Genomic DNA, 20,393 nt, shown 5'->3' with positions numbered 1-20,393 from the left:
CAGCGAGCTTACTTCTTGGGCAGGCCTGCCGGGTTCAATTCGGACGACGGAATGGCCTCGGAGGAAAGTCCCCAGCGGTCCAGGATCCTGGCGTAGCTTCCATCCTTGATGAGGGTGTTGAGTGCAGCCTGGGCGGCGACGGCGAGTCCGTTGCCCTTTTGGGTGGTGAAGGCAATTTCGGCCTTCAGCGGCCAGCCGCCTTCGAGCGTGCCCACTTCCTTGGTCTTTCCATCTTTCGCAGCCTTGTACGCTGCGGACGCATTGGGTCCGAACGTCAAGTCCGCGCGGCCTGACTGGAGGGCGAGCTGGGACGCGGAGTCGTCGTCGTAATACTGGAACTCAACCGGCTTCAAGCCGTTCTTCTTGTTCTCCTCGTCCCAGCGCACCAGGATGGCTTCCTGGTTGGTGCCCGAGCCGACGATGATGCGCTTGCCGGCCACGTCCTTGGCTTCCTTGATGGTTGCGATGTCCGAGTCGGTCTTGGCATAGAAGCCCAGGAGGTCATTGCGGTACGTGGCGAAGTCGAACTTCTCCTTACGCGCCTCGGTCACGGTGACGTTGGAGAGGACGGCCTCGTACTTGCCGGATTCGACGCCAAGCGGCCAGTCCGCCCACGCCACCGGCAGCACTTCCACTTGGAGGCCCAGGCTCTCACCCACTGCGTAGGCAATGTCCACTTCACTGCCAATGAGCGTCTTGTTATCCGTGGCGAAGGTGCTCAGCGGGGGAGTGCCGCCGGTGGTCACAACGGTCAGCTTGCCGTCCGCTTTGATGGCGTCGGGAACCAGTGCGGCCGCGGCGGAGTCCACCGTGACCTTGATGCGATCCTGCTGCGGGGTCAGGTTGAACTCTTTGGTGGCATTGGATGAAGCGCTCGACGCCGGGGCGGTCGCCCCTGTTGCGGCCGTCGCCCCGGGATCGGAGCAGGCCGCCAGCCCCAGTAACGCCGTAGCGGCCAGCGCCGCGGTGACGCCGGTCTTGAGAGCAAAGCGTGCCATTATTTCTCCTTGGTTTGCCCGAATCGGGAAGGCTGATGCGTACTTGTGGCTGCAACTATCCGGCAGCTATCAGGAGGGGTCAAAGCGATCTGAAACGCTGGGATACAGGGGTTCACGGCGGTTAATCGGGCGTCGAACGGTGTCACAAAACTGTCGCTAAACCTTGGGGAAAAAGCGCGCGACGCAACTCACAGAAATAAGCCAGGTGTCGTCGTCGTTGTCGCTAGAGTGCCCGGCAATCAACGGTGCGGGCACAAAAACGTATCGAAAGGCTTTTCCTGTGACTGTTCCTCTTTCCATCCTCGACCTGGCAACCATCGGGAAGGGCCAGACGGCGGCGGAAAGCCTCGCAGGCAGCGTCGCCATGGCGCAGAAGGCCGAAGAGCTGGGCTATCGCCGGGTTTGGTACGCCGAGCACCACAACATGTCCGCCATTGCTTCCTCCGCTACCAGCGTGCTGATCGCCCACGTCGCCGCCCACACCAACACCATCCGCCTGGGTGCCGGTGGCGTCATGCTGCCCAACCACTCGCCCCTGACCATCGCTGAGCAGTTCGGCACGTTGGAGACGCTGCACCCGGGGCGGATCGACCTCGGCCTCGGCCGTGCACCCGGGAGTGACCAGAACACCATGCGCGCGCTGCGCCGCGACCACACGTCCTCGGACAGGTTCCCGCAGGATGTGCTGGAACTGCAGGGCTACCTCACTGGCCCTACCCGCATCCAAGGTGTTGAAGCGACGCCGGGCAAGGGCACCAACGTGCCGCTGTACATCCTGGGGTCCTCGCTGTTCGGTGCCCAGCTGGCCGCCCAACTTGGCCTTCCGTACGCTTTCGCTTCACACTTTGCCCCGGCCGCGCTTCAGGATGCCGTAGCTGTTTATCGCCGCGAATTCCAGCCCTCGGACCAGCTGGCCGAGCCGCACGTGATCGCCGGCGTGAACGTTACGGCCGCGGACTCCAACTCCGAAGCACAGGCGATCCACCTCGCCGTGAAGCGGGCCCGCGTTTCACTGTTCTTCGGCGGCGGGCGCGAGTTCACCGACGACGAAGCAGACATGGTGCTCGACTCCCCGCAGGGCCAGCACATTGCCCAGATGATGAAGTTCTCCGCCGTGGGCACCAAGGATGTGGTGCGCGATTACCTCGACGAGTTCGCGGCGTTCGCTGATGCCGATGAACTGATCGTGGCGCACCAGAGCATCGGCACCGAAGAGCGCCTCCGGTCGGTGGAACTCGTGGCCGAGGTTGCGGGGCTTGTCCGCGCGTAGGGCCTAGGCTCCGTCACCCCAAACGCCCTGCCAGTTCGGGTGCCATGGGGTGGCGATCAGCCCACGGAAGCGCGGATTCCACGGCTGCACCGATGTGGAATACGGTCGCGTCGTCGAACGGATGGCCCACGATCTGCACCCCTGTGGGGATGCCGCAGTCTGCCATCCCACTGGGAACGGCCAGGACCGGGCAGCGGTTGGCAATGTTGAACGGCGCGGTCATATGTGCCTGCCAGTAATGGCTGAGATGTTGGCCATTGGCGTCGATTCCGTTGAGATAGTCGGCGTCGGCGTCCAAAGCTGGAATAGCCGATGCCGGACACAGCAGCGCGTTGAACCCGGTCATGGCCTCTGCCAGCTGCGCCTGCAGGAGGGTTTCGGCCCGCAGCCCGTCTACATATCGGTTAGCCTCGGCTGCCGCTCGGGCGTCAGCCATGAAGCGCTTGGTGTAGGCGGCAAGCTGGGGTTCGCTACCGGCCGTTTCGTCCTCCATGGCTGGGCCCAGCAGATACCCGAAGTGGGTAAACATGGTTCTGCTGATCTGCTCGACGGTCCAGGGGAGGACGATCTCCTCCACCACGGCCCCCGCCGCCGTCAGTGCTTCCGCCACTCGACGGGTGTTGGCCTCGACGTCGGGAGCTACCGCGTAATTGCCCAAACGTAGGCAAAGGGCGATCCGTAAGCCGGCCACCGATGCCGGATCCGGAGTTATCGACGCAGCGTCGGCCACTGTGGTGTGATCACCGGGGTGCCGCCCGGACATGATGTTCGCCAGCAATGCCGTGTCTGCCACGGTACGTGCCATGGGCCCATCACCCCGGTAGTGGTCCGCTGACAACGGGGCTAACCCTGGAATCCTTCCGTAGGGCGCCTTGTAGCCAACTGTTCCAGTGAACGACGCCGGTAACCGGGTTGATCCAGCGATGTCAGACGCCGTAGCCAGGGGTGCGAACCCCGCAGCCAATGCCGCACCGGAGCCCCCCGATGACCCACCGGGGGAGAACTGCTGGTTCCACGGGTTCCGGGTGACGCCCCAGAGCGGGCTGTGCGTGATAGTGGCACAGCTCAATTCCGGTGTGGTGGTTCGCGCATGGATGATCCCGCCGGCCCGTCGAATCCTGTCAATCACAGGATGGTCCGCCGCTGCAATGGTGTCCTTCCGCGCCACTAGCCCCTGGGAGAGTGTGCGGCCTTGGAGCCCGTGCTTTTCCTTCGCGGCCACCGGTAATCCCAGCAGGGGAGTTAGGTCCCGGCCGCGGGCATAGCGGGTGGCTGCCTTTCGTGCCGCCGGCAGGGCCTCCTCAAAGAGTGTCTCCGTCAGCGCATTGACGCCGCCATTTACCTCCCCGATGCGGTCGATCACCCCTTGCAATAGTTCCACCGGAGAAAGCTCACGGCGCCGGAACAAACCCAGGGCCGTACTGGCGTCGAGGTAATGCAGCGCGGTCATGCCAGCTCTCCCTGCACCAGCTCCCGGGCAACACCCGTCAGCATCTGCACGCCCGTCACCATATCCTCGTCGCTGGTGAATTCGCGCTCGCAGTGGGATACGCCGTCCACGCTCGGGACAAACAACATCACAGAAGGAACGGCCGTGTTCATGGCTACGGAATCGTGCCCGGCCATGGTCTGGATACGGCGGGAAGACAGCCCAAGGTTGGCCGCGACCTTGGCTGATAGTTCCAGCCCGGCTTCCGGGAAACGCCGGATGGGGCGGATATCGAAGTCTTTGACGTTGACCTTGATGTCATGTTCAGCGGCCAGTTTCCCGATGTCGGCCAGCAACCTGGCTCGGGCCGCATTGACGATCCCGGGGTCGCCGGACCTCAAATCCGCCACCAGGTGCACACGCCGGGCGACGACGATGGGCGAATTGGGCTCCAGCGTCAGCTGGCCTACGGAGGAGACCAATGCTTCCTCGTCGAAGTCTTTGGTGACCTCGTGAACCATCAGGATGATTTTTGATGCCGCCACCAGGGCATCGTGCCGGTCTGCCATGGCGGTGGCACCAGTGTGGGACTGTTCGCCCAGCACTTCAATGTCCAGCTTCTGCGTGTACCAGCTGCTGTCCACCAAACCGATGCTGATTCCTTCCCGTTCCAGGATGCGGCCCTGCTCTATATGGATTTCCGCGTAGCCCGCGGCTTTCGGTCCGGCGTCCGTACCGAGGTAACCAATGCCTTCCAGAGCCTCGCGGACTGAGACGCCCTGGAGGTCTTTGACGGACAACATCTGTTCGCGGTCAAACAGCCCCGTGAAAACAGAACTTCCCATGACGGAAGGGGCGAACCTGCCACCTTCCTCATTGAACCAGTTGACAACGGCCAGGTTGAAGCGGGGCGCAGTTCCGGCCGCCCTGACGTCGAGGTCAATGGCCCGGGCCGCGTGCAGGGCGGCAATCACACCGTAGGCGCCGTCGAATCGGCCACCCAACGGCTGACTGTCCAGATGGGAACCGATCAGGATGAAGGGCGCTCCGGGCGTCCACTCAAGCAGCCCGAACATATTGCCGATGCCATCCACCTGAAGCTGCCATCCGGCGTCGTGAATCCACTGCCCAAACCAGGCGCGGGTCTTTGCGTCATCAGGCGTTGCGGCTTGGCGGTCGACGCCGTTGTTGGCTGTGGCACCGATGGTGGCCACATGGTGGAAGTCCTGAAGAAAAGCTGAGGAGGTCATGGAGGTCCTTAGAGTGCTTGGAAGGGCAATGGGTGCGGTGGGTCTTAGCCCATGCGGCCGCGGGTCTCAGGCACCTTGGTGAAGAGGATCAGGAGAAGCACGACGGCGGCAGCTGCCGCCATGTAGAGGCCTGGCGCATGCGGTACCCCGGTAGCGCCTACCAGTGCAGTGCCGATCAGTGGAGCGGTGCCGCCGAAGATCGCGTAGGCGCCGTTGTAACTAACAGCTGCCGAGGTGAAGCGTGTTTTGGTGGTGAAGATTTCGACGAAGAACGTGTAACACCCGCCCCCGTAGATGCAGAGTGCCACCACGAAGATTGATTGGCCGAGCAGTGCAAGGGGCAGGCTGCCGCTGGTCACGAGCATGAAGCTCGGGATGGACAGCAAAGCCAGGGCAGCGGAACCGGCGATCAACATTGGCTTGCGGCCGAAACGATCCCCGAGTCGCCCGCCGATCGGCAGGAGTACGGCATAGAGTGCCAGTGCCGCGGCGTTGACCATCAATGACTGCTCGCGGCTTAGTTTTCCTGTCGTCTGGACATAGGAGACGAAGTAGGCGGAGAGAAAGTAAAAGCCCATTGCTGTCAGGCCCATCACGAAGACGACCTGCAACATGCGGAGCTTGTTTTCGCGGAAGGCCTCGCGGATGGGGCTGAATTCCTTGGTCTGCCCGTCCTGTGCCTTCTTGAAGACATCGCTTTCTTCGGTGCGGCTACGGATCCACACTCCGAACAAGGCAAGGGGGAGGGCGAGCAGGAACGGCAAGCGCCAGCCCCATTCCATGAATGCCGAATTGGGCATGGATTGGCTGAGGATCAGGATCATTGAGCCCGCCACCACCGATGGCAGCGCCGTTGCTGCGATGGTGATGTTGAGCCAGAAGCCACGTTTGCTGACGGGCGCATGTTCGAACACGAAGGACGGTGCACCAACGGATTCGCCACCCGCGGAGAATCCTTGGATCAGCCGGCAGAGAACCAGGAGGGCCGGTGCCCAAGCTCCGATTTGGGCGTATGTGGGGAGCAGCCCCATGAGGGCCGTGGCTCCGCCGATCGCGATGAGGGTGATGGTGAGGACCCGGCGCCGACCGATCCGATCGCCCAGTGCGCCGAAGAACAGCCCGCCGAGGGGACGGACCACGAAAGCTACGCCGAACGTGGCGAACGTGGCGAGCATTGCTGTCAGCGGGTTGCTGCCCGGGAAGAAGAGTTGAGAGAACACCACGGCCGTGAGGCCGTAGAGGGTGAAGTCGTAGAACTCGATGAACTGGCCTACGCTGCCGCCAGCCAGGACACGCTTCTGCATGGTTGTGGACTTGTGCTGGTGCTGGACACTGCCGCTGGTGGCGGGCGTTGAGGGGGTCGATTCTTGCTCGGCAAGCTTATTGAGGGTCATGACTGCCACGCTAGGTTGCTCAGATTTCCTGCTGCCGATTCGGTGTTTCGGCTCTGGGAAATGATTTCGGCGAATATTGCATGGTTGTTGCGGATGGGACCGCGGGCCGAAACCACGCGGACACTTTCAACGCTGTTCTGTACCATCGAATCTCCTCTGATCAAGATGGCAAACGGAGGTCCGGCTGTGGGGACTTTACTGCAATAGCAGGGACTCTGAGGCCCTTGCCGGGGATGCAGATGCTGGACTGCTTCAACCTTCGGTGACGCACATCACATCTGTCCAATTGATTGTTTTTGATTCTGCGATCGACTTCTTCGATAGCTCTTGGGTTGTGCAGATCTAGTTCCGGACGGCGCCGTACAACTTCAGGCAGGTGTCTTCGAAGGCCAGCACCCGCTGGGTGGCCTGGACTCCTTCCGGGCGCACCAACATCACCTCGATCGGCGGGAAGGCATCCGTCAATGCCAGGGGGACCACCTTTCCACCTGAGTAGGTGACGTCACTGTGCAGTCGCTGGTTGAGGATGGCATAGCCGTGGCCCTTGGCTACGAATGAGCGTACCGTCTCATAACCCGCGAATCGGTGCCGCACGTTCTGGACTACCCCGGCCATGGCATACAGCTGCTCGTAGTACTCCCGGCTGTGCGGAAGGTCCAACACCACGGAGGGCTCGCCGTCGAGCTCCCTCAGGGAGATTTCACGTTCCGGGCGTGCCGCGGCCGGGTGCCCCTCGTGGACCAGGATGTGTGGCGGGACCCGCTCCACCACTTTGTACGCGAAACCCTTGCCAAGGCCCAGGCCGTAGGTGAGGGCAACGTCGCAACGGCCGTCCATCAGCGCGTCTTGCAAGGTAGCCAGATCCGCTTCCAGGATGGAAACCTCGACGCCGGGATGCCGGGTTTCGAACGTCTGCAGAATGGCAGGAAGGCGGAAAGGCGCCAGCGGGGCGAAGACGCCAACTTTCAGCTCGCCAACCAGCGTGGTGGACAGGCCTCGCGCGGATTCATACAGCGAATCTGCCTGCTCAAGGAAGGACTTGATGTCTTTGGCGAATTGTCGGCCGCTCTGTGTCAGTCGAAGGCCCCGGGACTTATGGCGAACGAACAGTTGCGTGGCCAGGCTCGTTTCCAACTGTGCCATCGCCGCTGATAGCGCGGACTGTGTCACCATGAGCCGCTGGGCCGCCGCCGTCATGTTCTCGAGTTCCGCCACCACGGCGAAGTATCGCAGCTGCGTGAGGGTGAAGGGTTTGGCCATCCGTCCATGGTCGCACCAATGGCGCTTGGTTACTGTCCCCGGATGAGGTGCGCCAGAAGCGCCACATGCAGTGAGGTGCGCGACTCGGCGTCGTCCAGGTCCACGGCCAGCAGTTCCTCCAGTTTGGCGAGCCGGGCATAAAGGGTGGGGCGGCTGAGGTATCCGCTGCGTGCCATGGCTGCTTTGTTGCCACCGGACCCGAGGTAAAGCCCCAGCAGTTCCAGGTATTCGCCTTTGCCCTCGGCTTCCGCTTGGAGAACGGCAGACAACTCCGACTCCACGAATTGTTGGACGCGGGGATCCTTGCGCAGGAGGGACAGGAGTCCGCGAAGGCGCACATCCGTGGCTCGGTAATAGGGCTTGCCCGCTTCACGGAGCGTGGCGGCGCTCTCGGCCACATGGGCGGCTTCGTCGATGCCCGCTGCGGCTTCCAGCAACGTTCCCTTCATGCGGCCTATCCCGATGATCCAGGCAGGGGGCACCGCAGAGCTGGCTTCAACCGTAGGTCCTGCGGCAGCCTCGGCCAGGATTTGCAGGGTCGCCTCCTCTTGCTGGCGGGCGGGGAGGGCGAGGATCATCCCCACCGAGCCGGATTGGATGCTTGCCGCCAAGGCTGTGCCGGCGCTGGACTTCAATGCCTTGGCCAGCCGCTCGAGAAGTTCGCGTTCGTCCTGCTGCCCGGCGAAGGGGTCCGCGGGCAGGACCGGGGAACCCCAAGCCTGGAGGGCGGTCCTGAAAACCAGCGGGACGTAGTAAGGCGCGCGTTTCAGGCCCAAGGAACCCGCGCGTGCCAGTGCCTCGGCTTCGCTGAGTCCACGGGGCTGGCGGAGCGCGTTCAACAGCCCGGCCTGTGCATGATGGCTGAGCTCGCGTTGATCGCGGTCGGCCAAGCGGTTGATCGCCAGAGTCTGGGCCGCCCGCTCAAGAACCATGATCGCCATATCCTCATCGGCGTCGAAAGCTGCGGAAGGTGTAGGGACCACCAGCCTGCCCCAGACCTGTTGCCGAACCCCGACTGCTGCCTGCAGCCATTGCTCTGGTCCGGACCGTGCGGTGTGTGCCGGGAAGGGCGTGGTCCTGGATCGTCGCTCCCAGTCGTCCAGAAGATCCGTGGTGGAGACGTGCTGGCCCGCATAGGCAAGCACCAGGTGTGAAAGGTCCTCCAGCACCACTGAAGCCCCAATCATGGAGGCCGCTTGCTCCACGACGCGTTGGGTGTCGGCGCTTTCCAAGCTGAGGACGGTGAATGCTTCATGCACGTCCCGCGCGCGTTCGACGCGCTCCAGTTGTTCGGCCACGATCATCCTGTGGACGATCTCCGTGACCTGGACGAACCGCATCCGATGTTCCACAACGACTACCGGCAATGTTGCTGTGCGGGCGGCTTTCTCCAAGGCCGTTCGGCTGCGTTGACGCTGCCCGACGAGCTCCACGATCAATCCTGCGGCTCCTGCCGCCTCCAATGAGCGGATGAACGACGCCGATTCTTCCGGAGATTTCTCAAGCTCAAGGCCCGTGGTCAGAACCAGTTCCCCGCCCGACAGCAGGTTGCCGACGTCGAGGATCTCGCTGACGTGCACCCAGCGAACCGGCGCGTCCAGTCCTGTCGTGCCGCCGAGCACCTTGGGGGCGGCGGCTCGCAGCACAGGAAGCTGAAGGATATGGCTAACGGTAGGCAGCATTTACACAGTGTAAGGCTTGACGAATATTCCTTTACACGTAGGGCCTTCTGTGCGGACTCGACGGCGGACAGACTGATTCCAACCTTCGAAACCACCCGCACCAAGGAGAACTCTTGAACACCATCGAGCACTGGATCAACGGCAGCTACGTCCCCGCCGGCGAGCGCACAGCTCCCGTCACGAACCCGGCCACCGGGAAGGTGACCGGGCAGGTTGCTTTGGCCAGCGTCGAGGACGGCAATGCCGCCGTCGCCTCCGCGAAAGCTGCGTTCCCGGCATGGCGCGATACTTCACTGGCGCGCCGCACCCAGGTCCTATTCGCTTTCCGTGAGCTCCTCAACTCCCGCAAGGACGAGCTCGCCGCGATCATCACTTCCGAGCACGGCAAGGTCTTGGATGATGCCTTGGGCGAGGTATCCCGTGGACAGGAAGTAGTGGAGTTCGCTTGCGGTATTCCGCACCTGCTCAAGGGCAGCTATACGGAGAACGCCTCTACCAAGGTGGACATCCACTCCATCCGGCAGGCACTGGGCCCTGTGGCGATCATCAGCCCGTTCAATTTCCCGGCAATGGTTCCCATGTGGTTCTTCCCGATTGCGATCGCGGCAGGCAATACCGTCATCATCAAGCCAAGTGAGAAGGATCCCACGGCCGTCAATTGGGTTGCCGAGCTCTGGAAGGAAGCCGGCCTGCCCGACGGCGTCTTCAACGTCCTTCACGGTGACAAGGTGGCGGTTGATACCCTGCTGACGCACCCGGACGTCAAGGCCGTATCCTTCGTGGGCTCCACCCCGATCGCCAAGTACGTCTACGAGACCGCTACTGCCCACGGCAAGCGGGTCCAGGCGCTGGGCGGCGCTAAGAACCACATGATTGTCCTTCCCGACGCCGATCTTGACCTCGCTGCCGACGCCGCCATCAACGCCGGCTTTGGTTCCGCCGGCGAACGCTGCATGGCTGTCTCGGCGCTCCTGGCCGTCGGCGACATCGCCGATGTGCTGGTGGATAAAATCGCGGATCGGGCCCGCAGCCTGCGCACCGGCGACGGACTGCGCGGCTGCGACATGGGCCCCCTGGTGACGTCCCAGCACAGGGACAAGGTTTCGGGATACGTCGACGCCGGTGAAGCGGCAGGTGCCACCCTCGTCGTCGACGGTCGCGGCGTTGTGCCCGATGCTGAAGGTGACGGCTTCTTCGTAGGCCCAACCCTGTTCGACCACGTCACCACCGATATGTCCATCTACCAGGACGAAATTTTCGGACCCGTGCTCTCGGTGGTCCGGGTGGACAGCTACGACGACGCCCTCGCCACCATCAATGCCAACCCGTACGGCAACGGCACCGCAATTTTCACCAACGACGGCGGTGCAGCCCGCCGCTTCGAGAACGAGGTTGAGGTGGGAATGGTGGGCATCAACGTCCCCGTCCCGGTGCCTATGGCCTACTACTCATTTGGCGGGTGGAAGAACTCCTTGTTCGGAGACACCCATGCCCACGGTTCTGAAGGTGTCGGATTCTTCACCCGAGGCAAAGCCGTCACCACCCGCTGGCTGGATCCCAGCCACGGCGGAATCAACCTCGGCTTCCCGCAAAACTCCTAAGCGCCGACGACGTCAGGACAACCAACATGACCGCCACCCTTGAACCAACACAAACGGACCGCGACGCAGCCCAACGCGCCTACGAATTGGACCGCAAGCACGTCTTCCACTCCTGGTCCGCTCAGGACACGCTGGATCCCATGGTCGTCAGCGCAGCAGAGGGATCACACCTCTGGGACGGTGAGGGCAACAAGTACCTGGACTTCTCCTCCCAGCTGGTCAACACCAACATCGGACACCAGCACCCTGCCGTTGTGGCGGCGATCGCGGCACAGGCAGCAAAGCTGTGCACGATTGCTCCCAGCTATGTCAACGATGCCCGATCCGAAGCCGCGCGGCTGATCGCTGAGCGAACCCCGGGGGAGTTGAACAAGATCTTCTTCACCAACGGCGGGGCAGATGCCAACGAACACGCCGTCCGTATGGCGAGGCTGCACACCGGCCGCCATAAGGTCCTTTCGGCCTACCGCTCCTACCATGGCGGAACGCATCTGGCGGTCAACATCACCGGCGACCCACGCAGGTGGGCCAGCGACAACGGGTCTGCAGGCACCATCCACTTCTTCCCGCCATATCTCTACCGCACGGCGTTCCACTCCACCACCGAAGCAGAGGAATCCCAGCGGGCGCTGGAACACTTGGAACAGCTCATCGAGTTCGAAGGTCCGTCCGGCATCGCTGCGATAATGCTGGAGAGCATCCCCGGAACGGCGGGCATCTACGTTCCTCCGGCCGGATACATGCAGGGAGTGCGGGAACTGTGCACCAAGCACGGCATTGTCTTGATTGCCGACGAAGTCATGGCTGGCTTCGGACGCACAGGCAAGTGGTTCGCCGTCGAGCATTTTGACGTTGTTCCGGACCTGCTCACCTTCGCAAAGGGCGTGAACTCCGGCTACGTACCCCTCGGTGGCGTAGCAATTAGTCCGGAAATCGCAGCTACCTTTGGTACCCGCGCATACCCGGGCGGACTGACCTACTCCGGCCACCCGCTGGCTACGGCGGCCGCCGTAGCCACCATCAATGCCATGGAACGCGAAGGCATGGTGCAGCACGCAGCGAGCCTCGGCACTGACGTGATCGGGCCGGCGCTCGCCGGATTCGCCGAACGTCACCAGTCCGTGGGCGAAGTGCGGGGCCGGGGTGTCTTCTGGGCCATCGAGCTGGTCAAGGACCGTGCCACCCGCGAACCCTTGGCTCCGTACGGTTCTTCCAGCCCCGAGATGAACCAACTCGTGGCAGCCTGCAAGTCACGTGGACTCATCCCGTTCGCCAACTTCAACCGTATCCATGTGGTTCCGCCGTGCAATATCAGCGTTGAGGATGCCCGGACGGGCCTGGCCATTCTGGACGAGGTCCTGGACATGGCGGACACGTTCGCAGCTTAGTGGTTGCATCAGGTCCCGCCTCGCTCCGGAAAAGCGAGTGCGGGACCTCGCCGCATAAATCCAAGGAAAAGCTTTACTTAATTGCAATCTACTAGGTAGTCAAGCGAAACCGTCCGGGCGGAAACTGTAGCTATCCGCTTCGGAAGGATTCGCCATGCCTACGCACCTGAACCAGGCAGTAGCCGACTCGGCGCTGCTCATGAAATCGCTCCCGCTTGGCCTCCTTCGCTCTGTCCTCCAGTCTGACGTGGAGAACGGCATCACGCCGCAGCTATTCGCGGAGCTCAGGGCACTGGCCAGGGTTCCCGGCCTGCTGGTGGCGTGCAACTATGGCGGAACGCTCTGCTCCGCTGAGGGCGTGTCAACGGAAACACTGCCACTGGATAGCGCCGCCGTGGCGCTCCGCGCGCTCGCCGCTTTGCCCAACACGCACACGGCCATCATCTCCGGACGCTCACTGCGGGATCTGGCAGCAGTTTCCCGGCTCCCGGCCGAGGTCCATCTGGTGGGTTCCCATGGCATGGAGTTCGACATGGGCTACGCCTACACACTGTCGCTCGCGACGGAGCAGTTGCTTCAACACGTGGCCACGGCGCTGACCGAAGCCGTTGCTTTCGAGAAGGGCATCAGTATTGTCCGAAAGCCCGTTGGGGTTGCCGTGCACACCCGGCCGGCGACGCCCGAGGTAGTGGAGCGGGTGATCTTCGTTTCGCAGAAGATCGCCATCGAGTTCGGGCTGTATTTCATCATCGATGGAACGGTGCTGGATTTGACCGTGGAGGAACCAGCCAAAGGCCAGGCGCTGGAGCAGCTCCGGGCACGGCTTGGGGTAAGTGCTGCGCTGTATGCCGGCGATGCCGAGAGCGACGAAAAAGCGATCGCCACGCTCCGCGGACCAGACCTTGGCCTGCATGTGGGACCGGGGGATACGACGGCGGCCCACACCATTCCGGATCCGGAATCCTTTGCGCACGTGCTGGCTTTGCTGTTCGAACTGCGGCGGGCGTGGCTGTTCGGCGAGGATGCGGTGGGGCTGGAACGGCATTCGATGATTGGCAATGGAAGCTCCACGGCGTTGCTCACCCCGGACGCGAAGGTCTGTTGGATGAGCCACCCCTTGCCGGACTCCGGGTCGATATTCGCCCACATTCTCGGGGGTGAGCCTGCTGGCCACTTCAGCATCGAGCCGGTGAAAGCATCGCAGGTACTGGCGCAGCGATACGTGGATAACACCATGATTGTTGAGACGCGCTGGGCTGATGTCACGGTGGTTGACTACTTGGAGCCGGCACCTGAGGGCATCACCAGCCTGGTGCGCGTCCTCTCCGGGACGGGCACTGCCCGCGTGGTGTTTGCGCCCCGACCGGACTACGCCAACGCGCCTTTCAGCATGGAGATCCGGGGCGACGAAGTCCACATCATGGGTACTTCGGATCCCATCATCCTTTCCGCACCAGGGGTTCCTTTCCTGATCACCAGCGACGGCAAGTACGCTACTGCCACCGCTGAAGTTCCCCTCTCCCATGGTCCTGTGGTGCTGAACCTGCGCTGCGGTGACACTGAGCCGCCGCCCGCGGATCCAGCGGGGGAGCCGAACCGTCGCGCCGGCGTCGGGCAGTCTTCCCGGGAGTGGATTAAGGCACTGCAGCTGCCCACCATCAAAACTTCCCTGGTGCGCCGCTCCGCTCTGGTGCTGAAGTCCCTCGTCCACGAGCCCACCGGGGCAGTCCTGGCCGCGCCCACCACATCGCTGCCTGAGGGCATTGGCGGGACCCGCAACTGGGATTACCGGTATTGCTGGCTGCGTGACGGATCAATGACCGTGAATGCGCTGGTGTCGTTGGGCTCCACCCTGGAAGCCGATGGGTTCCTGGCCTGGCTGGACCGGATCCTCAAGAATGCTCCGGGGCCCGAGTGGCTGCATCCCCTCTATTCGGTGACCGGGGCACCGCTCTCCACGGAGGCAATCGTGGAAAGCCTGCCCGGTTACGCGGGTTCGCGACCCGTCCGGATCGGCAACGCGGCAGATCATCAGGTGCAGTTGGACGTGTTCGGGCCCATTGCCGAGCTGATCCACGATCTTGCCGAGCGGCGTGGATTCCTGCCCGATGAACACTGGTTCCTGATGGAACAGATGGCACATGCGGTGCTTGCCCGTTGGCACGAGCCCGACCACGGGATTTGGGAAGCCCGCAGGCCCCCGAGGCACCACGTGTACACCAAAGTAATGTGTTGGGTCACGCTGGACAGGGCCCTCCGGGCTGCCGCTTTGCACGGGCGCCCACCCCACGCTGATTGGGCTCCCACTGCCGAAACCATCCGCGAGGAAGTCCTGCGCGAGGGCTGGGATTCGTCTGCAATGTCCTACACAGTGGCTTACGACAGCCCTGACCTGGACGCCGCCGTGCTTCACATAGGACTTTCCGGCTTGCTGGATGTCCAGGACCAGCGGTTCCTGGACACTGTCACAGCCGTTGAACGCGAGTTGCGGGTGGGGCCCACCGTTTTCCGGTACAGGTATGACGACGGGCTGCCTGGTTTGGAGGGCGGCTTCCACATCTGCACCACTTGGCTGATCGAGGCGTACCTTGCCGTTGGCCGCTTGGATGATGCCCTGGAGCTGTTCAATCAGTTGGTGGCGTTGTTCGGACCCACGGGCTTGCTTCCGGAGGAGTATGACCCCGGCACGGAAACGCACTTGGGCAACCATCCCCAGGCGTACTCGCACCTGGGCTTCATTCGCTGCGCGCAGCTCCTGGACTACTACTTGGCCAGCGCGGACGTGGAGTAACCCAAGTAAGTCGCAGATCAGGCCGTTCTGACGTCGCTAAACGGCCTGATCTGCGACCTACTTGGGGGAAGTGGTGCGGTTAGGCGAGGAGCAGCGCCACGGCGATCATGGCCGGCACCGCCACGATGGTGGTGATGAGCACGGTGTCCTTGGCCACGGTGATTCCCGCTTGGTAGCGGTTCGCCGCCACGAACACGTTCTGGGCTGTGGGTAGGGCGGATGTCACCACCACGGCGAATAGCGCGTGCCCATCCATGCCTAGTGCGAAGCGCGCGAACAGGTAGGCGATCAACGGGTGGACAACCAGCTTGAACCCGCTGGCCAGCAAGGTATCCAACCTGCGGCCCGCGGCTTTTTGCAGTGGTTTTGATCCGTTCAGGCTCATGCCGAAGGACATCAGCATGGCCGGAATCGCGGCACCGCCAATGAGGTGGATCGGCTCCATGATCAGCGTTGGCACCTGGAAGCCGGTGCCCGCAACCAGAAGTCCCAGCGCCGAGCCCACGATCATGGGGTTCTTGACGATCATCACCATGAACCGAAGAAAAGTGGTGCGGTGCGTGCTGGTGCTGGCGTCGAGGGCCATCAGGTACATCGGCGTGAAGAAGGCCAACTGGAAAATCAGCAGCGGCGCCACATAGCTGGCGTCGCCCAGGACGAACACAGCAATAGGGATGCCGAGGTTGGCGGAGTTGGCTAGCGAGGCGCTCATGGATGACATTAAGGATTCCGGCAAGCTGCGCTTGAGCCAGAACTTCACGATCAGGAAAAACAGCAGGCCCGTTACTACGGCGCCCACGGCAGCGACCAATAGGGGAGCAGCGAAAACGTCTTGAAGTTTGGCTTTGCTCAGGGTCTCGAACAGCAAAGCAGGGCTGGCCACGAAGAATGTCAGTGAGCTCAGCACCGACCGGGCGTTCTCGCCCAGGATATTCCGCCGTCCAACAAACATGCCCACCAGGATGATGGCCCACACCACGAAGAATCCGGACAGGACGCCGATCATGGGGCTGTGCGGGCGAAGGCTGATTGGGTCACGAATGACAGCTTAGCCACAAACGCGATCTGAGTAAGCGCTTTCTCGCGAGAGTTCCGTCATGCGGACCAGGGAAACGCGTTCGACGTCGGCACTCACCCGAGTGCCGACGTCGAACGTTGTTGTGGAGCCTTAGCTGAGGTGCGCTGCGTTACTGAGCGCGTGGGGCGGGCGCATGAGCCCGGGGGTGTGGCCCTCGGCGGGGTCGTTGCCGAGCTGCAGGATCTTGTTGTCCTTGCCCACGTGGACAACCCGGGGCTCGTAGGCCCGTGCCTCTTCCGTAGTCATCTCCGCGTAAGTGATGAGGATGACGGTGTCGCCAACGTGGACCATGTGGGCTGCCGCGCCGTTGATCCCGATCACGCCGGAACCGCGCTCACCCGCAATTGTGTAGGTTTCCAAGCGGGCGCCGTTGGTGACGTCCACAATGGAGACCAGCTCACCGGGAAGGATGTCGGCCGCATCCAGGAGGTCCAGGTCGACAGTGACCGAACCGACGTAGTGAAGGTCAGCATGGGTCACCGTTGCACGGTGGATCTTGGACTTGAACATTGTGCGGATCATAATGCGATCAGTTTAGCGCGGCACCCTCACCCGGCGCTGTGACGTACCAGACTCCAGAGGAGCATGTGGCTTCCTGACTTCCTTTGAAGCCAGGATGGCCGCGAATCAACCTCACTCGGTTGCTTCGCGGCCTTTTCCCGTGCAAACAGGGTCACGAACGGATGGACTGCAGGGCGGTCGTCGGCTCGTAGCGTTCCAGTGCGGTTCCCGCCACCACCAGCGCACGCATCTCGGCCAGATCGCCCGCCACCACCCCGGCTGCGCGTGCCTGGACCAGGACATTGCCTTGGGCGGTTGCCTCAACCGGGCCGGCGATCACGGGCTTGCCGGTGGCATCCGCCGTGAGTTGGCACAGAAGCCGGTTCTGCGAACCACCGCCCACGATGTGCACCACGCTGGTGCTGCGGCCGGTGAGCCGCTCGGCGTCGGCCAAGGTGCGCGCATATCCGGCCGCGAGGCTATCCATGATGCAACGCACGACGGCGGCAGGCCGGTCCGGGAGCACCGCGCCTGTGTTGCGCACGGCTGCGCGGATTCGGTCCGGCATGTTGTCGGGCGCCGTGAAGGCGGGGTCGTCGGCGTTGATCTGCGGACCGCCAGCAGGAAGCGCAGCAGCGGAGTCGAGCAGGGCCGGCAGCGACTGGCTGAATCCCTGGGCAGCCCAAGAGCGCTGGCACTCACTCAGCAACCACAGGCCACCGACATTGCGCAGGTAGCGGATAGTGCCGTCCACGCCGCGTTCGTTGGTGAAGTTGGCCTTGCGGCTCGCTTCGGTGAGCACCGGGGCGTCCAACTCCACGCCCACCAAGGACCAGGTCCCGGACGAAATATAGGCAAAATCTGCTGGCCCGTTTGTACCCAAAGTCTCTGCGGGTACTGCGGCCACGGCGGAAGCGGTGTCATGCGAACCGACAGCCACAACGGTGGTGTCGACGGGCAGTCCCGTTTGCCCGATTACCGATGGCAGCAGCGTGCCCACGGTTTCGCCGGGCTGGATGAGCGGCGGGAAAATGTTCCTCGGCAGTCCCAGAGCATCCAGGAATTCCGTAGCCCACGCGCCCGAAACGGCGTCGAAAAGCCCGGTGGTGGAAGCGTTCGTGGCTTCGGTCCGGCGCTCACCCGTGAGGAGGAAGGCGATCAGGTCCGGGATCAGGAGTGCCTGCACCCCGTCCAGGTTCGGCTCTGCTGCCAGCTGGTACACCGTGTTGAACTGCAAGTACTGCAAGCCGGTAGTGGCATACAACTTCTCCGGCGAAATGATCGCATGGACCCGCTCTACGGTGGCGCGGCTGCGCTCGTCCCGGTAGCTATACGGCTGCGCGGTGAGCGCGCCGGCTTTGTCCACGAGGCCGTAGTCGACCGCCCACGTGTCAATGCCAATGCTGACAATCCGCTCGCCGTTCTCACGCGCCACGGCAGCGGCAGCTGCCAGGCCCTTGAGTACCTCAGCGAACAGGGCGTCGAAATCCCAGCGGAGGCCGCCGTCGAGGTTTACAACACCATTGGGGAAACGATGAATGGTCTCGAGGGACACCCCGGACGCGGTGGAAACGCGGCCCAGCATGACACGGCCGGAGGAGGCGCCGATGTCGACTGCGGCGAACACGTTGGGCGAGGACACCGCCCCGGCTTGTGCCGGAGCGGTGCCCGCAGTGGTTCCGTTGTTCAACCGTCAGTCCTAGCGGAGGAATGCTGCCGCGACGCCGGCGTCCACGGGGATGTGGAGGCCGGTGGTGTGGGACAGCTCGTTGCTGGTGAGCACTGCCGCAGCGTTGGCCACGTGCTCCGGGAGGACTTCGCGCTTGAGGAGCGTGCGCTGGGCGTAGTACTTGCCCAGTTCCTGCTCGTCCACGCCATACACCGCTGCGCGCTTGGCGCCCCAGCCGCCGGCGAAGATACCGGAGCCTCGGACCACGCCGTCGGGGTTGATGCCGTTGACGCGGACACCGTACTCGCCCAGTTCGGCGGCGAGCAGGCGGACCTGGTGGGCCTGGTCAGCCTTGGTGGCCGAGTACGCGATGTTGTTCGGGCCCGCGAACACCGAGTTCTTGGAGGAGATGTAAACGATGTCCCCGCCCAGGCCCTGATCGATCATCACCTTGGCCGCGGCCTTGGAGACCAGGAACGAGCCCTTGGCCATGACGTTGTGCTGGAGGTCCCAGTCCTTCTCCGTTGTTTCCAGCAGCGGTTTGGAGATGGACAGGCCGGCGTTGTTGACCACCAGGTCCAGGCCGCCGAACGCGAGCACGGCTTCCTGGATCGCAGCGGCGATCTGGGCTTCGTCGGTCACGTCAGCCTGGACGCCGATGGCGACATCGGAACCGCCCAGTTCCTCGGCAACCATTTGTGCGTTCTCAAGGTTCAGGTCGGCAATCACTACGCACGCGCCGTCGGACGCCAAACGGGTGGCGATCGCCTTGCCGATGCCCGACGCCGCACCGGTCACCAACGCGATGCGCGTGGCGTGGGACTTCGGCTTAGGCATGCGGGCGAGCTTGGCTTCTTCCAGCGCCCAGTACTCGATGCGGAACTTTTCGGATTCCTCGATCGGGGCGTAGGTGGAGATGGCCTCGGCGCCGCGCATCACGTTGATGGCGTTGATGTAGAACTCGCCCGCCACGCGTGCGGTTTGCTTGTCCTTGCCGAAGGAGAACATGCCAACGCCGGGAATCAGCACGATTGCCGGGTCAGCGCCGCGCATGGCGGGGCTGTTTTCGTCGGAATGGCGGTCGTAGTACGCCTGGTAATCCTCGCGGTAGGCGGCGTGAAGTTCCTTCAGCCGGTTGACTGCTTGTTCCAGCGGGGCGTCGGCCGGGAGGTCCAGGACCAGCGGCTTGACCTTGGTGCGCAGGAAATGGTCCGGGCAGGACGTTCCCAGCGCACCGAGACGCGGGTGCTCTTCCGCAGCGAGGAATTCAAGCACGACGGCGTCATCGCTGAAGTGCCCCAGCTGCGGCTTGTCCGTGGAAGCCAGGCCGCGGATCACCGGTGCCAGGGCGGCAGCCCTGGCTTTGCGCTCAGCTTCAGGGAGGGCGCCGTATCCGGGGAGCTGAGCGCCGAAGGGCTCGGCTTTGCCGTTTTCGTTGATGTAGTTCTCGGCCTGATCGATGATCCATAGCGAGTTGGCCTCAGCCTCTTCGCTGGTGGCGCCCCACGCGGTGATGCCGTGGCCGCCCAGGATGGTGCCGATGGCCTGGGGGTTGGCTTCCTTGATCGCGGCGATGTCCAAGCCCAGCTGGAAGCCAGGGCGGCGCCAAGGCACCCAAACAACCTTGTCGCCGAACACCTTGGACGTCAGCGCCTCGCCGTCCACTGCGGTAGCGATTGCAATACCTGAGTCCGGGTGCAGGTGGTCAACGTGCGCGGCGTCCACCAGGCCGTGCATGGCGGTATCGATTGACGGTGCTGCGCCGCCCTTGCCGTGCAGGCAGTAATCGAAGGCGGCCACCATTTCGTCTTCACGCTCGACGCCGGGGTAAACGGACTTGAGTGCCTGCAGCCGGTCCAGCCGGAGAACTGCAAGGTTCTCAGCCTTCAGTGTGCCGAGGTCGCCGCCGGAGCCCTTGACCCAGAGGAGCTCCACGTCCTGGCCGGTGACGGGATCCTTTTCAACGCCCTTGGCGGAGGTATTGCCGCCGGCGAAGTTGGTATTCCGTTTGTCTGCACCGAGGCGGTTGGAACGGGAGATCAGGTCTTCAACAGTCTTGTTGGCTGTGTTCTGCATGGTCAT

General features: G+C 63.2%; 14 protein-coding genes. 4 read left to right on the top strand and 10 right to left on the bottom strand.

Annotated elements, in window-relative coordinates; all coding sequences use genetic code 11:
* Positions 1-8: 8 nt before the first annotated feature.
* A complete protein-coding gene (locus tag ACIQTW_RS08805) occupies positions 9-998 on the bottom strand; it encodes an ABC transporter substrate-binding protein (RefSeq protein WP_402936110.1) in 990 nt (329 codons plus the stop codon).
* Between the two features lie 280 nt (positions 999-1,278).
* Between ACIQTW_RS08805 and ACIQTW_RS08800 the strand changes: the two genes are divergently transcribed.
* On the top strand, positions 1,279-2,268 hold the full coding sequence (locus ACIQTW_RS08800) for an LLM class flavin-dependent oxidoreductase (RefSeq protein WP_402936108.1): 990 nt from the start codon (positions 1,279-1,281) through the stop codon (positions 2,266-2,268).
* 13 nt (positions 2,269-2,281) lie between these two features.
* Here ACIQTW_RS08800 and ACIQTW_RS08795 read toward each other — a convergent pair whose 3' ends face one another.
* The 5 genes from ACIQTW_RS08795 to ACIQTW_RS08775 all read right to left on the bottom strand — a co-directional run bounded on the left by ACIQTW_RS08795 (position 2,282) and on the right by ACIQTW_RS08775 (position 9,283).
* Positions 2,282-3,718 (bottom strand): amidase, encoded by a 1,437-nt coding sequence (locus ACIQTW_RS08795; RefSeq protein ID WP_402936106.1) that lies wholly within the window; start codon positions 3,716-3,718, stop codon positions 2,282-2,284.
* Positions 3,715-4,947, bottom strand: a complete 1,233-nt coding sequence (locus ACIQTW_RS08790; protein WP_402936104.1) for a M20 family metallo-hydrolase — start codon at positions 4,945-4,947, stop codon at positions 3,715-3,717. The genes ACIQTW_RS08795 and ACIQTW_RS08790 overlap by 4 nt, the downstream gene beginning before the upstream one ends.
* A gap of 44 nt (positions 4,948-4,991) precedes the next feature.
* Entirely contained in the window at positions 4,992-6,341 is a 1,350-nt protein-coding gene (locus ACIQTW_RS08785; RefSeq protein ID WP_402936102.1) for an MFS transporter, read from the bottom strand.
* A gap of 342 nt (positions 6,342-6,683) precedes the next feature.
* Complete coding sequence (locus ACIQTW_RS08780; RefSeq protein ID WP_402936100.1) at positions 6,684-7,601, bottom strand: LysR family transcriptional regulator; 918 nt, start codon at positions 7,599-7,601, stop codon at positions 6,684-6,686.
* A 29-nt stretch (positions 7,602-7,630) separates the two neighbouring features.
* Positions 7,631-9,283 (bottom strand): PucR family transcriptional regulator, encoded by a 1,653-nt coding sequence (locus ACIQTW_RS08775; RefSeq protein ID WP_402936098.1) that lies wholly within the window; start codon positions 9,281-9,283, stop codon positions 7,631-7,633.
* Between the two features lie 113 nt (positions 9,284-9,396).
* Between ACIQTW_RS08775 and ACIQTW_RS08770 the strand changes: the two genes are divergently transcribed.
* From ACIQTW_RS08770 to ACIQTW_RS08760, 3 genes are all read left to right on the top strand, one after another.
* Positions 9,397-10,884, top strand: coding sequence for a CoA-acylating methylmalonate-semialdehyde dehydrogenase (locus tag ACIQTW_RS08770; RefSeq protein WP_402936096.1), 1,488 nt, complete (start codon positions 9,397-9,399; stop codon positions 10,882-10,884).
* A 26-nt stretch (positions 10,885-10,910) separates the two neighbouring features.
* Complete coding sequence (locus tag ACIQTW_RS08765; RefSeq protein ID WP_402936094.1) at positions 10,911-12,272, top strand: aspartate aminotransferase family protein; 1,362 nt, start codon at positions 10,911-10,913, stop codon at positions 12,270-12,272.
* A gap of 154 nt (positions 12,273-12,426) precedes the next feature.
* Positions 12,427-15,063 (top strand): trehalase-like domain-containing protein, encoded by a 2,637-nt coding sequence (locus ACIQTW_RS08760; protein ID WP_402936092.1) that lies wholly within the window; start codon positions 12,427-12,429, stop codon positions 15,061-15,063.
* A 79-nt stretch (positions 15,064-15,142) separates the two neighbouring features.
* On the opposite strand, the gene ACIQTW_RS08755 is transcribed toward ACIQTW_RS08760, so the two are convergent.
* The 4 genes from ACIQTW_RS08755 to ACIQTW_RS08740 all read right to left on the bottom strand — a co-directional run bounded on the left by ACIQTW_RS08755 (position 15,143) and on the right by ACIQTW_RS08740 (position 20,393).
* Entirely contained in the window at positions 15,143-16,069 is a 927-nt protein-coding gene (locus ACIQTW_RS08755; RefSeq protein ID WP_402936090.1) for an AEC family transporter, read from the bottom strand.
* Between the two features lie 162 nt (positions 16,070-16,231).
* Positions 16,232-16,663 carry an aspartate 1-decarboxylase gene (gene panD, locus ACIQTW_RS08750; protein ID WP_026267226.1) on the bottom strand — a complete coding sequence of 144 codons (432 nt, stop codon included), beginning with the start codon at positions 16,661-16,663 and terminating at the stop codon, positions 16,232-16,234.
* Positions 16,664-16,814: 151 nt separating this feature from the next.
* On the bottom strand, positions 16,815-18,332 hold the full coding sequence (locus ACIQTW_RS08745; RefSeq protein WP_402936088.1) for a rhamnulokinase family protein: 1,518 nt from the start codon (positions 18,330-18,332) through the stop codon (positions 16,815-16,817).
* A gap of 9 nt (positions 18,333-18,341) precedes the next feature.
* Positions 18,342-20,393: a bifunctional aldolase/short-chain dehydrogenase gene (locus ACIQTW_RS08740; RefSeq protein WP_402936086.1), complete on the bottom strand. Its 2,052-nt coding sequence runs from the start codon at positions 20,391-20,393 to the stop codon at positions 18,342-18,344.

The sequence above is a fragment of the Paenarthrobacter sp. NPDC090517 genome (assembly GCF_044769165.1).
Lineage (GTDB): Bacteria > Actinomycetota > Actinomycetes > Actinomycetales > Micrococcaceae > Arthrobacter.
This window is presented reverse-complemented; position numbering and strand designations above follow the sequence as displayed.